Source organism: Falsiruegeria litorea R37 (genome assembly GCF_900172225.1).
Lineage (GTDB): Bacteria > Pseudomonadota > Alphaproteobacteria > Rhodobacterales > Rhodobacteraceae > Falsiruegeria > Falsiruegeria litorea.
This window is the reverse complement of sequence record NZ_FWFO01000001.1, coordinates 2195725-2209051: the sequence shown is the minus strand read 5'-3', so window position 1 is coordinate 2209051 and position 13327 is coordinate 2195725. Positions and strand designations below refer to the sequence as shown.

General features: G+C 60.3%; 10 protein-coding genes. 2 read left to right on the top strand and 8 right to left on the bottom strand.

What is annotated here, in order from left to right; all coding sequences use genetic code 11:
* Nucleotides 1-169 precede the first annotated feature (169 nt).
* Entirely contained in the window at nucleotides 170-1732 is a 1563-nt protein-coding gene (locus TRL7639_RS10790) for an ABC transporter substrate-binding protein (RefSeq protein WP_085795677.1), read from the bottom strand.
* Nucleotides 1733-1950: 218 nt separating this feature from the next.
* Here TRL7639_RS10790 and TRL7639_RS10785 point away from each other — a divergent pair, with 218 nt between their 5' ends.
* Complete coding sequence (locus tag TRL7639_RS10785; protein ID WP_085795676.1) at nucleotides 1951-3894, top strand: O-linked N-acetylglucosamine transferase, SPINDLY family protein; 1944 nt, start codon at nucleotides 1951-1953, stop codon at nucleotides 3892-3894.
* Nucleotides 3895-3942: 48 nt separating this feature from the next.
* On the opposite strand, the gene TRL7639_RS10780 is transcribed toward TRL7639_RS10785, so the two are convergent.
* From TRL7639_RS10780 to TRL7639_RS10760, 5 genes are all read right to left on the bottom strand, one after another.
* Nucleotides 3943-5523, bottom strand: a complete 1581-nt coding sequence (locus TRL7639_RS10780) for an ABC transporter substrate-binding protein (protein WP_085796377.1) — start codon at nucleotides 5521-5523, stop codon at nucleotides 3943-3945.
* A 150-nt stretch (nucleotides 5524-5673) separates the two neighbouring features.
* The gene (locus TRL7639_RS10775; RefSeq protein ID WP_085795675.1) at nucleotides 5674-6228 is read right to left on the bottom strand and encodes a pyridoxamine 5'-phosphate oxidase family protein; all 555 of its coding nucleotides are present in this window, start codon (nucleotides 6226-6228) and stop codon (nucleotides 5674-5676) included.
* Nucleotides 6221-7264: a lipocalin-like domain-containing protein gene (locus tag TRL7639_RS10770; RefSeq protein WP_085795674.1), complete on the bottom strand. Its 1044-nt coding sequence runs from the start codon at nucleotides 7262-7264 to the stop codon at nucleotides 6221-6223. Before TRL7639_RS10770 ends, TRL7639_RS10775 begins: the two co-directional genes overlap by 8 nt.
* On the bottom strand, nucleotides 7254-9668 hold the full coding sequence (locus TRL7639_RS10765) for an FtsX-like permease family protein (RefSeq protein WP_085795673.1): 2415 nt from the start codon (nucleotides 9666-9668) through the stop codon (nucleotides 7254-7256). The genes TRL7639_RS10770 and TRL7639_RS10765 overlap by 11 nt, the downstream gene beginning before the upstream one ends.
* The gene (locus TRL7639_RS10760) at nucleotides 9665-10312 is read right to left on the bottom strand and encodes an ABC transporter ATP-binding protein (protein WP_207559655.1); all 648 of its coding nucleotides are present in this window, start codon (nucleotides 10310-10312) and stop codon (nucleotides 9665-9667) included. The genes TRL7639_RS10765 and TRL7639_RS10760 overlap by 4 nt, the downstream gene beginning before the upstream one ends.
* A gap of 169 nt (nucleotides 10313-10481) precedes the next feature.
* Here TRL7639_RS10760 and TRL7639_RS10755 point away from each other — a divergent pair, with 169 nt between their 5' ends.
* The gene (locus TRL7639_RS10755; RefSeq protein ID WP_085795672.1) at nucleotides 10482-10916 is read left to right on the top strand and encodes a potassium channel family protein; all 435 of its coding nucleotides are present in this window, start codon (nucleotides 10482-10484) and stop codon (nucleotides 10914-10916) included.
* Here TRL7639_RS10755 and cls read toward each other — a convergent pair.
* Nucleotides 10913-12325 carry a cardiolipin synthase gene (gene cls / locus TRL7639_RS10750; RefSeq protein WP_085795671.1) on the bottom strand — a complete coding sequence of 471 codons (1413 nt, stop codon included), beginning with the start codon at nucleotides 12323-12325 and terminating at the stop codon, nucleotides 10913-10915. The genes TRL7639_RS10755 and cls overlap by 4 nt on opposite strands.
* A gap of 24 nt (nucleotides 12326-12349) precedes the next feature.
* Nucleotides 12350-13273: an HAD family hydrolase gene (locus tag TRL7639_RS10745; RefSeq protein WP_235820300.1), complete on the bottom strand. Its 924-nt coding sequence runs from the start codon at nucleotides 13271-13273 to the stop codon at nucleotides 12350-12352.
* Nucleotides 13274-13327 lie beyond the last annotated feature (54 nt).

Genomic DNA, 13327 nt, shown 5'->3' with positions numbered 1-13327 from the left:
TTCCTGCCGCTGGTGCAGAGCGCAGCGTCGGTAAAGAAGGGCTCAAAAAAGACATTCCTTCCCTCATGAGATAGAAAACGCTGCCAGAGTACCCAAATTGAGACCGAACTGTTTATCGCCCGAAGAAACCGCCCCGGTTGGGGTCGGTTTTTCTCTCGGGAAAGTTGCTTCAGTTCACCGTGACCCACCGCAGGATAAAGAAGTTGTCGGGGCGTTGTGTCAGCTCGATGTTCTTGCCTGTGCCCCAGACAAGCGGTTGCACATACAAGGTCACATAGGCCTGTTCGTCCTGCAGGATCTTGACCACCTCATCCAGCAGGGCTTGCCGGGTCTCGGGATTGATCTCGGACTGGATCAGCGGCAGCAGCTCGTCCACCCGCGCATTTGAAAAGCCGCCAAAGTTCCAGCTGCCCAGTTTGAGGTCCGGGTTCGGTGTGGTGGCCAGGAAGCGGATCGGATGTTCGGCATCAAAGGTGCCCGGTGACCAGCCCAGCAGGTACATGTCATAGTTGTCCTCGCGCAGTTCGGGCCAGTAGGTGCGCACGGGCATGGCGTCGAGTTCTGCGGTCAGCCCGATCTGCGCCAGCATGCTGACCACCGCCTGACACACCGCCTCGTCATTGAGATAGCGGTCGTTGGGGCATTTCAGGCCGAATGAGAACCCGTCAGGATAGCCTGCTTCGGTCAGCAACTCTTTGGCTTTGGCCACGTCAAAGGGCGGACGCTCGGCCAGCACGCGGGAATAGCCGTTCATCGCGGGGCTCACGAGTTGCGAGGCGGCCTCGGCATTGCCGCGCATGATGGTGCGCAGGATGGCCGGCACGCTGATGGCATGGGCCACCGCCTTGCGCACGCGGGTGTCCTGGAACGGGTTGGGTTTGCCCTGATCGGCGCCGTATTTCAGCACGTCCGCTTCATGCGGAAAGCCCAGCATGATCACGCGCGCCTCGATCCCCTTGATCACGGTGACATCGGGTGAGGTCGACAGACGTTCGGCGTCCTGGATCGGCACCGGGTTGATCATGTCCACATCGCCAGATAACAGCGCCGCAACGGCAGTGGCGGGGTTCTGGATGGGGGTAAACTCGGCACGGGTGATGTTGTGTTCCACGTCGCCCCACCAGCCATCAAATGGCTCCAGTACGGTGCGCAGGCCTGGCTCGCGCGCAGTGACCTGAAACGCGCCGGTCCCGTTTGCGTTGAGCGTCGCAAAGTTTCCGTTGTCCTTGTCGGGCAGGGCGGCCTCGTTGGCCTCGGCCCACTCACTGTCCATGATCATCCAGTTGGCGATGGACGACGGGAACAGCGGGTTGGGCGCGTTTGTCAGGAAATCGACGGTATAGTCATCCACCACCTTCACGTCCGAGATGGGCGCAAACCAGCTGCGCGTATCGGCCGCCTCGCTTGAGGCGCGCTGATACGAAAACAGCACATCCTGTGCGTCAAAGGCGCTGCCGTCCTGGAACGTCACGCCCTGGCGTAGGGTGAACCGCCAGCCCGCGCCATCACCGATGGGTTCCCAGGCCGTGGCAAGTGCCGGTTCCACGCGCATATCCTTGCCGCGCCGCACCAGCCCTTCGTAGACGTTGTTGAGAAAGCCCAACACCGGGGCCGAATTCACCGCATGCGGGTCCAATGTCTGCGGATCGGTGGTTGAGGCCCATTTGAACTCGGCTGCGTGTAATGAGGTGCTCGCCAAAAGGGCGGCCCCAACGGCAAATGCGCGAAACATGACAATCTCCCTGAGTATTCTTTTTGTGTCATCCTGAGACAGTTTGACCCGTTTCCCGAGAAAAGCAACGGGCTGGATCACCCGACCTGCGTTAAGGATTCCTTGGAGACTGCTGTCTATCTGTGTCTGTGCGGAACCCACGGTTCCTGACTGTATTTTGATCACCAACAGACACCAGGACCCAGGCGTTGACAAAAAACCAGTTTTCTTTGACCCGGATGGCTCAGCCCGTGGCCAAATTGCGCAAACTCCATTCCTTGCTGAACAAGGGCCAGAACCGCGAGGTGTTGCAACGGGGCACGCGGTTGCTCAAGGCGCATCCGGGCAATCGGGATCTGCTTTTGATGCTGGCGCGTGCCAACCGGCGCAGTGGTCGGGCAAAGGCGGCGGTGAGCTGTTTGACGCAAGTTTTGGGGCAAGACCGCCATCAGCCGCTTGCCTGGGTCGAGATGGGCGACGCACGCAAACAACTTGGGCAGAATGCGCTGGCACTAGCGGCCTACGAAACAGCTGTCGATCTGGATGCGGGGTGTTTTGCGGCCTGGCACAACCTTGGGACGTTGCGTTTGGCATTGGGTGACGCGGTTGGCGCGGTCAAGGCGTTGGAGCGGGCCGTGCAACTGGCCCCGGATCAGGGGCTGGCCCGGCTCAATCTGGCAAATGCCTATCGCGCGGCAGGGGATCTGGCACAGGCCGAGCATCACGTTGCGAAGGCCTTCACCACCGGACACAAAACCCCCGAGGTGCCTTACCTGCACGCGGCAATCTTGCGTGGGTGCGGGCAGCATGCGTCAGCAATCCAGGCGTTGAAACAGGTGCTTGCCTGCGATCCTCGCCATGTCATGGCTCAGGCCGATCTGGCATTCCTATTGGCGCAAAACGCAGATTGGAGCGAGACGGCACAAGCCCTGCGTGACAGGGTGAATGCAGGGGAAATAAGCGGTGAGGTTGCACCCTTTGTCTGCCTTTCGATGCAGGACGATGGCGCGGCGCAACTGCTGCGCAGTGCCGCCCATGCGGCGCGCAATTGGCCTGCGGTTGCTGACCCTGTGCCTGCCCGCGCGCGCGACGTGGCGGGGGTGTTGCAGGTGGGGTATTTCACCAGCGACGCCCATGCGCATGCGACGCTTGACCTGATGGCGGGGCTCTTTGCGGCGCATGATCAGGCGCGGGTGAAGGTGCATGTTTATGCCTATGATACCACGCCCGGGGACGAAGCGCGGGCAAGGGTGCAAAGCGCCGTTCCTGTCTATCGTGATGTGGCGGCCCTGTCGGATCAAGAGATCGCGGCCCTTGCGCGCGAGGATGGGCTTGACCTGGCCATCGACCTCAAAGGGCACACAGAGCACGCCCGCCTTGGCATCTTTGCCCATCGGGCGGCTCCGGTGCAGGCGACTTGGCTGGGTTATCCCGGCAGCACCGGTGCGCCGTTTATCGACTATGTCATCGGTGATCACATCGCCATCCCGCCGACGGCCGAGGCGCAGTTCAGTGAGCAGGTGATCCGCCTGCCGGGCAGCTATCAGGTCAACAACGATCAACGCCCGGTGGCTGAGATACGCCATGACCGGGCCGCGCTTGGCCTACCGGAAGAGGGGTTTGTATTCTGTTGTTTCAACGCCACTTACAAGATCTGTCCTCGGGTCTTTGTAATCTGGATGGAGTTGCTGCATCAGGTTGATGGCAGCGTGCTCTGGTTGCTTGATCCCGGAGAGATGGCGCGGGACAATCTGCGCCGTGCGGCCCAAGGGCAGGGGATTGATCCGCTGCGCCTTGTCTTTGCGCCGCGCTGGCCGTCGGCCGAGCATCTGGCGCGTCACCGGCAGGCCGATCTGTTTTTGGATACATTTGCGGTGAACGCGCACACCACGGCCAGCGATGCCCTTTGGGCAGGGGTGCCGGTGGTGACGCGACCGGGTGAGCAGTTTGCCGCCCGTGTGGGGGCCAGCCTTGTTTCGGCCTGTGGTTTGCCTGAACTGATCGCTGAAACCGATGAGGGGTACCTGTCGCTGGCGTTACGCATGGTCAGGGATGCGGCATTTCACAAGGGGGTGCGCGCGCGGTTGGGGCAGCAAAACGGCGCTCTGCCGTTGTTCGACACCAACGCCTTTGCTCGCAAACTGGAAGACGCATTTGAGCAGATGACCCGCGGGCCCAAATGAAAAAGGCGGCACCCAACGCGCCGCCTTTTGTTGCTTGTGAGCCATGGCTTAGTTCAAAGTGAAATACTTGAACTTGGCGGTGTCATCCGGTGCCACGATGGTGCCAACCTTGGAGTTCATGCCCCAGTTCAGAACCTGGTGGTGGATCGGGATGTACAGCTGCTCATCCTGCACAACGGTCCAGATCTCGTTGATCATCTCGTTGCGCTTGGGCAGGTTGGTCTCCGAGGCCAGTGCCACGATCTTGGCGTCCAGATCGGCGTTGCCGAAGCGGGTGCCGTTCCAAGAACCGTACTTCTCACCCTTGGTGTGTGCCAGGAAGTTGAAGATGTATTCCGAGTCATATGTCGGAACACCCCAACCCAGCATGTAGAAGTCGGTTTCCAGGTTGTTGATCAGCGGGAAGTGCTGCGCCTTGGGTTTGGCATCCAGGTTCACGGTCACGCCGATCTGCGCCAGCATGCCAACGGCCGCCTGACAGATTGCTTCGTCGTTGATGTAGCGGTCGTTCGGGCAATCCAGCTGGATGCTGAAACCGTCACCATAGCCTGCTTCGGCCATCAGCGCCTTGGCACCTTCGATGTCGGTCTTGGACGAGCTGTCCATCGCCTCGTTCCAACCGTTCACAAACGGCGGAGAGATCATGCCAGCAGGCGCCGACTGACCACGCATCACGACCTGTTTGATCGCATCGCGGTTGATCGCCATCGACATCGCGCGACGCACGCGGACATCAGCCAGCGGGTTCTTACCGTCGACGTTGTCGTTCTTCAGGTCCGCATCGCCCTGGTTCATACCAAAGAAGATGACGCGGTTCTGGGGCGCGGTACGCACGTCCAGACCATCGGAACCCGCCACACGCTCGAGATCCTGAACCGGAACGTCCTGGATGAAATCAACTTCACCCGACAGCAGAGCAGCAACACGGGTCGCGGCGTTCTGGATCGGGGTATAGACGATCTCGGTCACCTGCATTGGGAACTCATCTTTGCCCCAATAGTTCTCGTTGATCTTCATGACGGTTTTGACGTCGGGTTCACGGCTCACCAACATGTAAGGACCGGTTCCCATGGCGTTTTTGGCCGCGAATGTGTCTTCGCCACCTTCATAGTCCTGAACCTTAACCGCGCCGTTTGCTTCGGCCCAACCCTTGTCCATCATGAACATGTTGGTCAGGTTGTTCGGCATGATCGGGTTCGGACCATCGGTCTCGATCTCGACTGTGTATTTGTCGGTGGCGCGCACTTCTTTGACCGAAGCCAGAAGTTCCTTGTAGTCCGAGTCCGGTGTCATCGCACGGTTCAGCGAGAAGACGACGTCTTCGCTGTCGAACTCGGCGCCGTCGTGGAAGGTCACGCCTTCACGCAGCTTGAACACCCAGACGTTCGGGTTGGCCTCGGACGGGCCCCATTCGGTGGCCAGAGCAGGCACCATCGCCCCGGTCATGTCGCGCATCACCAGCGGTTCCATGATCTGATGCGCCAGCGCCGAGGTCGGGCCTTCGTTCTGCGCATGCGGGTCCAAAGTCAGCGCGTCACCCGCGCGAGCCCAGCGCAGCGTTTCTGCCGAAACGGCAGACGCCATCAGAGCGGTCGCACTTGCGGCGACCAGAAGATGTTTGAGTTTCATCATTCTCTCCCAATTATTTGGCCTGCGATTCTGATGCCGCAGGCGTTTGGACCGTTGTGGTCCTCATGGGCGTGTATCATCCAAATCCTTGAGCGGGTTGCAACGGTTGTCTGCAACCTGTCCTTGCGTCAACTTTGGAAATTCAGCAGTTCAAGGCGACAGCCAATCGCCTTTCCAGTTGTTTTTACGAAGAAATTCGGCGCGCCAATGCCCGTCTGACGACAGGCAAACAATATCGAATTGAGACAAGGTGACGGTGATTTTGGCAAAGTTTTCGATGTTCGGCTGCACCGTCCATGCGTCAGAGGCGTCGATTTTCGTTCCGGGTGATGGAACATGACCGTAGGCTTCGCGCATGTGATCGGGGACTTTTTGCCAGTCTGAACGCATCGGCTCACCCTGGGTTATGACGGTCTGTCCGGACAGGCGCAGCTGTATCAATTGATCTGGTGCCCAGAGGTGAAGCGACACTGCATCATTTGTGTCAAGCTCACCAACTTTGTGAGAGCGCGCATCGGTAAAGACGCTCAGCGTAGCGGCCCGGGCATCCAGATCTCGCAGCACCACGGTGCGCAGTTGAGGGGCATTTTGGGCGTCTACGGTGGCCAAGGTGACAAAGCGCAGGGGCGATCGGTCTTCGGCGATCGCTTGTTGCAGAATGTCCCATGCTTGCGCCCAAGCCGTGTCCAGGGTGGGTTTAGTCATAGCCTGTCATCTCGAGATATCCCTTGCCTTGGTGAGTGCCCGAAACACGTACGGGCCCCTCCCAATAGGCGAATGTTGTGCCCATCCAAGCCCGGGGATTGAGGGCCGTGATTTCCACGTTCAGATCCTGTTCCGGCAAATGCAGGCTCCAGGCGACGGGGATGCGCCGACCGTCTGTTTCATCCCAGCGAGTCGGTTTTGCCGTGACTTTGCCATTTCCAATCGGTGTTGCCTGGCCGTCCGCTGTGATCCAGGTGCCAGACGTGAAGAGATCGCTTTCTCCCCGCAACCGAAACGCCATCAGCCGCGCACCACTGTCAAAGGTGAGAGAGAACCAGTCCCAACCTGTCTGATCCTCGGACAACGGCTGAGATGACCATTCGCGATCCAGCCAGGCCCAGCCTGTGACAGGCATCGGGCCGTCCGGCAGGTCCAATGTGCCGCTGACCTGATAGGCGGGTTGGGAATAGTAATAGCTCGCCTGACCAGCCGCGGATTTGACCGAATACCCCCCGTCGCCATGGGACACCAATGGACCGGTGGCCATGAGGTCCAGGTCATATGTGAACTCGGACCCACTGGCACGCAGGTTTAGGTTATCGAAATCGGGGCCGGACATCTGCCAATCGTCGATCCACGCCTCAAAGGGGTGCGCCGTGACACCGGCCTGCCCAATGCCATCGCGCGCAAAACGTTCGTCAAAGAAATGCGCCTCGGGTGTCGTGATTGCCGCGTGGCCCATCCAGAGCTGCGGGCTTTGCCAGCCTTCGCTTGCAAAGGGGCGCAGGGCGCTGCGGAACAGGGTCCATTGAATGCCATAGTCCCGCCCATCCGCGCCTGTGAGGTTGGCGGTGACATACCACCATTCGATGCGAAAGGCCGGGTGGGGACCGTGGTCTTGAGGGAATTGCAATTCGGTCCCCCGCTCGGGTACCGCAAATCCCTCTGCATCGGTTCCCAAACCGGCAAAACCCTGGGCGCCTGTGACACCGGGCCAGGCCAGCAGCAGAACAAGCAGGATCATTCTAACGTTCATGGGCAAACACCTTGAGCAGATCCGAGGGGGGCACTTGCAAAAGACGCCGGGCAGGCAGCAGGCCGGCCACCAAGGCGGTGAGCATGGCCAGCGCGCCCAGTTTGGCCCATTCAACAGGGAAGACGAACATGGGCAGGCGCCAACCAAAGGCCTCGACATTGATCACCGCCAGCAGCACCCAGGCCAGCATCAAACCCAGGGGCAGGGCAAGCGCAGTCGTCAGCGCCGCCAGGATCACGCTGCGCAACAGCTCGAGCCCAGCCAGTTGTCTGCGCGTGATGCCCATGGCCCAGACCGGGGCCAGCTGAGGCAGGCGTTGGGTCCACAGCGTCAGGAGGCTGGTGAAAATGGCAAAGCCCGCCACACCAAGCGTCAGGATGTTCAGCGCACCGGTCACAACAAAGGTCTTGTCGAAGATCTCGATCGAGCGGGCCTTGAGGTTGGCTTGATCAATCAGCGCGCCGGGGGGCAGGTCAAAGGCGGCGCGCAGCTCTTGCGCCACATCGGCAACTTGGTCGGGCGGAAGGCGAATGCCAAAGCGCGTATTGGGCACGGGCAGCCCAAAGCGGGGCAGCTCGTCCATTGACAGAATGGCCTGGGCCGTCGGATTGCCGTAATCCGAATAGACACCTGCGATCGGATAGGTGATGTCAGAGGGCAGTGTCACGGTATCACCGGGCCAGAGATCGTTGCGCCGGGCCATTTGCTCGTTGATCAGGATCGCCTCGCCCCTCATCACTCGGTCCCAGACCCCTTTGGTCGGGGTCAGCAGCGGCCAGTGATTGCGATAGGTCTGATCATCCACGACGCCGTAGACAAAGATCGGTGCTCCTTCGTGCTCCATTTCCAACGCGCGAATGGGCAGGACGCGCTCACTGTGCTGGCTCAGCCAGCGTTCAATCTCTCGGCCTTGGACGTCGTCCCGCGCAGTGACATACAATTCAGAAGTCAAACGCTGGTCCAGCCACCCGGTAAAGGTCAGGCGAAAGCTGGACACCATGGTGCCGACGCCGATGTTCGCGGCCATTGCCAACAGCAGTGCCATCAGAGCCAGCGACAAGCCGGGCAGCTGTGCTTTCATATCGGCCCAAACCCATTCAGACAGCGCTGAGCGTGCAGTGCGCCCGCCCAGGTTCAGCAAGCGCAGTAAGAGGAATGGCAGGCACAAAGCCGCCCCCATCAACAGACCGGCCAGCAACGCAAATCCGGCGATCAACCCATCACCCAGCAGAACGGCGACCCCGCCCAGTCCAGCCAATCCCAAACCGGCAAAGGCCAGCCGTGCTGCGGACACTTGGGCGTGCCCTGACCAGGCCCGCGCGCCGGGCGTGGACAAGAGCGGCATGCGCGCGAGCTTCCAAAACGCCTGTCCGCTCGCTGCAGTGGTTCCAATCAGCGCCATCCCAAGGCCCGAAGCAACCCATACCGGTCGGATCGTCAAAGCCCCGTCCACCGGCGCACCATAAAGCCCCCGCAGCGTGGCCGCGACGTCTGGCAGCAAGGCACCCGCAATATAGAGCCCCAGAACCAGACCAGCGATGCCCCCGATCAGGGCAAGGACCATCAGTTCAACCACCAAAAGGCGGCGCAGGGTCCGCATGGGGGTACCAAGGGCGCGCAGGGTGCGGATCATCGAGCGGCGCTGTTCAAAAGCCAGACCGACGGTGCCGTGGACAATGAACAGCCCCACGGCAAAGGACAGCAAGCCAAAGGCGGTCAGGTTCAGATGAAAGCTGTCGGTCAGGCTGGCAATACCGCCGTCACCCTGGGCCGAAATGCGCCGCAGGTCCGGTGCGATCTGATCCAGGGGCAGAACGCCTTTGGGTTGGCTTGACAGAACAACCACATGGCTGATCTGCTCAGGCTGTCCCAACAGCGCTCCGGCGGTGCCGATGTCGGTCAGGACCGAGCCCACCGGCACTTGATCGCTTGCGATAACAGGTGGCAAGCCGGGGGTCGCTTTCAATCGCTCGGCCAAAGGCGCGCGCGCAAACAGTCGCCCGGGTGCGGACAGGGCATCAACAGGCGCGATCCCTTGGACTTGCGAGGCTTCGGCGATGGCGGGCAGAGTTGGATAGCTTAGCAGGTCCACACCCAACAGATCGACCCGTCCCCCGGCCACCGCGATCCGTCCTTCGCGCACGGCGGCCACTTGCCACCCGGCGCGTCGCAGGATGCGGTATTGTGACAGGGTCATCGGGCCGGACGGATCAACGATCCGATCCAGCGACCTGGCGGCCAGCTGCTGAGTGGCGCTGGCATAGTTTGCCCGTGCCTCGGTGTTGATTGCCTGCACCGCCGACCAGAGCGCGGTGGCCAACGCAATGCCACTGAGCAAGGTTGCCAACTGCAGAGGGTGGCGCCGCCAGTGGGACCAGATGGCCTGCAGGACGGCGCCTGTCATGCGATCTGTCCCTGGCTCAGATGAACCTGACGGTCCGCGCGGGCGGCGATGGCAGGTGAATGGGTGACCAGCAGCAGGGCAGAGCCCGCATCCCGAACCAGTTCCAGCATCAGGTCCATGACGGCTGTGCTTGCAAACTCATCCAGGTTGCCTGTGGGTTCATCTGCCAACAGCAGCGGCGGTTTCAGCGCCATGGCCCGCCCGATAGCGACACGCTGTTGCTGCCCTCCGGACAGCTGCTCGGGCAAGCGATCCAGCAACTCGGTCAGGCCCAACCGTTCGGCAAGTGTCTTTTGCCATGCGGGATCAAGAACACCGGCCAGACGGGCGTGAAAACTCAGGTTCTGAGCCACCGTCAGGGACGGGATCAGGTTGAAAGCCTGAAACACCAGTGCCACCTGGGATCGTCTCAGCGCCGCCCGGCCTGCGTCGTCCAACCCTGAATACCGCGTCTGATCCAGCGTGATTTCGCCCGCATCGAAATGATCCAACGTCGCGGCCAGGTTCAAAAGTGTGCTTTTGCCGCTGCCGCTGTCGCCGGTCAGGGCCAAGGTCTCGCTCCGGTCCAGCTGCAAGGATACACCAGAAAGAACCGGGCGCCCGCCAGGATAGGCTTTGTCAACGTTTTCAATGGACAGCAGCATAGAGGGGGTCCCGGTTTTGGTGTCATTTCCACCCCATACTGTGGCGCGGATCAAAGCGGTGTCCAGTGAGGAGGAGCAGATAGCAACCTTCCGCCGCACCCATGGGGCAACGGATTGACCCGCGGTGAAATTTCCGACACCTAAAGGGAAATTCGACAGGAGCAGCGCAGTGACGTTAACCGAGCAGATCTTTTGGGGCAGTTTGACCTTGGGGGGATGTTTTGCTGTCGAGATCGCACTGCTTGTGGTCTGCAACGTCTGGCTAGAGAAACTGTCGGCCAAGATGAGGCGCAACTCGGTTGTGATCCGGGCGGGAACGCTGATTGCCTGCGCTTTGGGTGTCATCGTACTGGCACACACCATCCAGGTGTGGATCTGGGCCGGTGCCTGGGTCTTTGGCGATGTGATGCCGGATTGGAACTCGGCGATCTATTTCTCGCTCGTGACCTATACGACGCTTGGTTATGGCGACATCGTGCTGGGGCCGGACCTGCGCATTTTCGCGGCCTTTGCTGCGGTGACCGGGCTGTTGGCCTTTGGTCTGTCGACGGCCTATCTGGTGGCGATGATGACCCGCATGTTCGAGCACGAAGGCAAGATCTAAAGGATCGGTGACACCAGCCGGGCAAGCGGCGCGCCATAGCGGACAAAGGCCGATTGCAGGGCCAAAGGTTTGACCAACTCGTACGAGTTTTCAAAATCGACCTGAAACATCTCATCCACGTCTGCTGCGATGTCAGCATCAAAGAACAAAGCCATTGCTTCGAAATTCAGCCGGAATGAGCGGTTGTCCAGGTTTGTGGTGCCGACAGCGGCCAGCGTATGATCCACCACAAAGGCCTTTTGGTGCATGAAGCCATCGGTGTAGCGATGAACCTTGACGCCTGCCTCCATGATCTCGTCAAAATAAGCAAATGCGGCGAGCCAGGGCATCTTGTGGTCGATCACATCCGGCACCAGCAGGCGCACATCGACGCCGCGCATGGCCGCGTTGGTCAGCGCGGTCATCACGTCGATGTCAGGCACGAAATAGGGTGAGGCAAGCCAAATCCGCTCTTGCGCGGCAGCAATGGCGGAAAAGAACATCATCGAGCCGGTCTCGGTCGTGTCACCCGGACCGGTGGCCACGATGACCGCATTTGCATTGTCCTCGACGTCCGGTGCGGCCCAGTTCAGGGCATCAAGCAGGTCCTCGTCCCGGGCCCAATGCCAGTCTTCGACAAAGATCAACTGCAGTTGGGATACGATCGGCCCACTGATGCGCATGTGCGTGTCGCGCCAACGGCCGAACTTGGGATCAAGGCCAAGGTATTCATCGCCCACATTGTGCCCGCCGATAAAGCCGGTGGTGCCATCGATGACAACGGTCTTGCGGTGGTTGCGATAGTTCAGTTGGAACCGGTATTTGGGCCCCCGCTGATCTGACGGCATGACAACGTCAATGCCTGCATCACGCATGTCCTCGTAATAGGAATTGGGCAGGTGATAGCTGCCGACCGCATCGGTCATGAACCGCACTTTCACGCCACGCTTGGCCGCTTCGATCAGTTTGGCCTGAAGCCTCAGCCCCAGATCATCGGCGCGCACAATGTAGAACTGGATGAGGATGTACTCTTGGGCTGCGTCAATGGCGTCGAAAATCGCGGCAAACGTGGCCTCGCCATCAACCAGCAACTTGGCTTCGTTACCCTTAAGAACCGGAAGGTTGGCGATCGCCTCAAAGGGTTTGACATTCATTGTCAGGGTTTCGGGGGCAGGGCGGATGTGTTCGGAATAGGCCTTGATCCCTTGCACCACACGTTCGCTTTCTCGCCGTGCAACGCGGTAGCCGGTAAATCGGTGGTGACCCAGAAACAGGTAAAGGGGCACACCTGCCCAAGGAACTGCAAGCAGGAAGACAACCCATCCCACCGCCCCTTGCGGCGTGCGGGCGGTTTGGGCCGCCCGGACAGCGCACAAGACGGCAGCAATGAAGAGAAGCAGTACACTCAGTGCCACGATGAATGACCACATGCCGTCTGCTCCCGTTTGCGTGCTTTAGTTCTGGCCGGTGTAGATCCGTTGCCAATCCTGTTTCATGTCAACAATAGTCCACCCCAAGCCGGGCCCCTTGTCCAGCCCATCGACCAATCGTCCGATCGGGCTTTCACGGTCATAGGCGTATTCACGGTCGCCATCGGTGTGATGCACCAGCAGACCAAAACGCGGGCCTTTCCCTGCGGTGGTCCATTCCAACATGGCAAAATCCCCGTCCGAGTTGCCGCCGGCAAAGATCGGGCGGCGCCCGATGGTGCGCTCGATGTTGATGGGCTTGCCCTCTTTGTCGTCGACAAAGGCAATGCCGGGGACCTTGGAGATCACAGGTTCACCATCAACCATGGCGTATTCGGTGTTGGTGTAGGTGCCCAGCACCTGTTCGGGTGGGATGCCGTAAGCCTCTTGGGCAAAGACGCGCATGAAATGGATGCCACCGCCCGAGACGATGTAAGTCTTGAACCCTTCGTCGCGCAAATAGCGCAGCAGCTCGACCATGGGCTGATAGGTCATTTCGTCATACGGCAGACCGGTGTCGGGATGTTTCGTATCCTCCAGCCACTGCGCCACCTCTTGCTGAAAGGCGTCAACGGTCATGCCGCTGTGGGTGGCATTCAGGATTTCGAACAGGGCGTCGTGCCCGCCAGCCAGAACCGTTTCCATGTCTCCTGCGGCTGCGGCTGTCAGGACATCGCTGCTCAACACGCTGGGGTCGGCTTCGGCCAGGGTTTTCAGGCGATCAATGGCAAAGATGAATTGAAAATAGACCGGCTGTTCCCCCCAAAGCGTGCCGTCGTTGTCAAAGACCGCAATCCGATCGCTTGGCGTCACGTAATCGTCCGACGCCGGATCCGTCACGGTTTCAACAAAGGCAACGATGCCGGATTTGACCTCCGTATCGGACCAGGAGGGCAGCGGGTCGGCCATCACAGTTGTGGCGGCAAAAAGGGCAAGAGCAGAAGTCAAAGAGCGGAGCACGGG

Coding starts and splice junctions, on each gene's coding strand:
- TRL7639_RS10790 (WP_085795677.1), bottom strand. CDS start 1,732: ATGTTTCGCGCATTTGCCGTTGGGGCCGCCCTTTTGGCGAGCACCTCA.
- TRL7639_RS10785 (WP_085795676.1), top strand. CDS start 1,951: ATGGCTCAGCCCGTGGCCAAATTGCGCAAACTCCATTCCTTGCTGAAC.
- TRL7639_RS10780 (WP_085796377.1), bottom strand. CDS start 5,523: ATGAAACTCAAACATCTTCTGGTCGCCGCAAGTGCGACCGCTCTGATG.
- TRL7639_RS10775 (WP_085795675.1), bottom strand. CDS start 6,228: ATGACTAAACCCACCCTGGACACGGCTTGGGCGCAAGCATGGGACATT.
- TRL7639_RS10770 (WP_085795674.1), bottom strand. CDS start 7,264: ATGAACGTTAGAATGATCCTGCTTGTTCTGCTGCTGGCCTGGCCCGGT.
- TRL7639_RS10765 (WP_085795673.1), bottom strand. CDS start 9,668: ATGACAGGCGCCGTCCTGCAGGCCATCTGGTCCCACTGGCGGCGCCAC.
- TRL7639_RS10760 (WP_207559655.1), bottom strand. CDS start 10,312: ATGCTGCTGTCCATTGAAAACGTTGACAAAGCCTATCCTGGCGGGCGC.
- cls (WP_085795671.1), bottom strand. CDS start 12,325: ATGTGGTCATTCATCGTGGCACTGAGTGTACTGCTTCTCTTCATTGCT.
- TRL7639_RS10745 (WP_235820300.1), bottom strand. CDS start 13,273: ATGGCCGACCCGCTGCCCTCCTGGTCCGATACGGAGGTCAAATCCGGC.